This is a genomic window from Sphingobium sp. CCH11-B1, assembly GCF_001556865.1.
Classification (GTDB): domain Bacteria; phylum Pseudomonadota; class Alphaproteobacteria; order Sphingomonadales; family Sphingomonadaceae; genus Sphingobium.
Genome location: NZ_LSJY01000192.1, coordinates 1 through 1,224, shown reverse-complemented (window position 1 = coordinate 1,224; position 1,224 = coordinate 1). Strand labels below are relative to the sequence as shown.

Sequence of the window (1,224 nt, the reverse complement as noted above, 5' to 3'; positions counted from 1 at the left end):
GGCCCAGTCGGCCCGAAGCTGCGATTTTGGCCAGGTTGAAGAACGAACACTGAACGCTTGATTGATTCTACCAGGACCGTTGCTGACCACCGACCTCGTAGATATCGGCTTCCATGGAGCAATTGTAGCTCTCTGCGATGTTGAACATCTCGGAGAGGAGGCTTTGGATTTCCTCATCAAGGGAAATGCCATCCGGATCGGGGTCATAGGCGACGGTCAGTTTGTAATCACAATTGCCGTTTTTTACCATGGCGTAGTCGCGTTCCAGCATCGCCTCAATCCGCTCCCGAGCGGGTTTTCTACCTCTTCCACGCTTGTTGAAGTTCTCGATAATCAGATGCAGGGCGATGCTGGCAGTGGGCGGCTTTTCCGGCAGTTTGGTCTTTGACGGAATAATGTCGAGCGCCCGATAGACGGTCATTCGTGAGACCTTCAGGTCGCGGGCAACGCGGGCCTTGCTGGCGCCGGCGGCAAGGCGACGGCGGATTTCATCGTCATCGACGTTCTTCTTCCGGCCTTTGTAAACGCCTTCGGCGCGCGCCGCTTCGATCCCGGCGCGCTGACGATCCTTGATGAACTTCAGCTCCATATCGGCGACCATGCCGAGTATGGTGATGACCATTCGCCCCATGTCGCCCGCCGTCGTCACCTCTGGCTCAAGGATGCGCAGCGAAGCTCCCTTTTCATCAAGCTCATGCACCAGGTTCAGGACATCGCGCGTGGAGCGGCCGAGCCGGTCGAGCCGCAGCACGACCAGCTCGTCGCCGGTGTGCATAAACTGCATGATCGTTTCCAGTTCCGTGCGCCCGCTCCGCGAGGCCCCCGATCCGGTCTCGGAACGGATAATTTCGCAACCTGCATTCTTGAGGCGGCCAATCTGGATATCCAGATCCTGGTCCGTGGTGCTGACGCGGGCATATCCGATACGAGCCAAGTGCAAAATCCGTCACATTAGGGTGGCTCTTGCAGTGTATCGTCACATTGAGCGCAAACCCACCCTTTTGTGACAGACGAATGGTGTCACTCGGCCCTATCACTCTGGGGTGTACCCAAATGTTATAGGCCGATCAGCCGCCTCACGCTGCAAGCCGTCCAAAATCAATCCGGTCGTTCAGGTCGAGGTCGAAGCGGCCATAAGGGTTCACATGACTGTAGATCAACGGCGTGAGACCACGATAATCTTCCGGCGTCATCCGCCCCGCCCACTTCGGCTCAACCAGTACG

Annotated in this window: 1 protein-coding gene; it reads right to left on the bottom strand. The window is 57.4% G+C overall.

The features are described 5' to 3' along the window. Positions 1 to 67: 67 nt before the first annotated feature. The gene (locus tag AX724_RS19345; RefSeq protein ID WP_004212898.1) at positions 68 to 934 is read right to left on the bottom strand and encodes a recombinase family protein; all 867 of its coding nucleotides are present in this window, start codon (positions 932 to 934) and stop codon (positions 68 to 70) included. Positions 935 to 1,224: the final 290 nt, after the last annotated feature.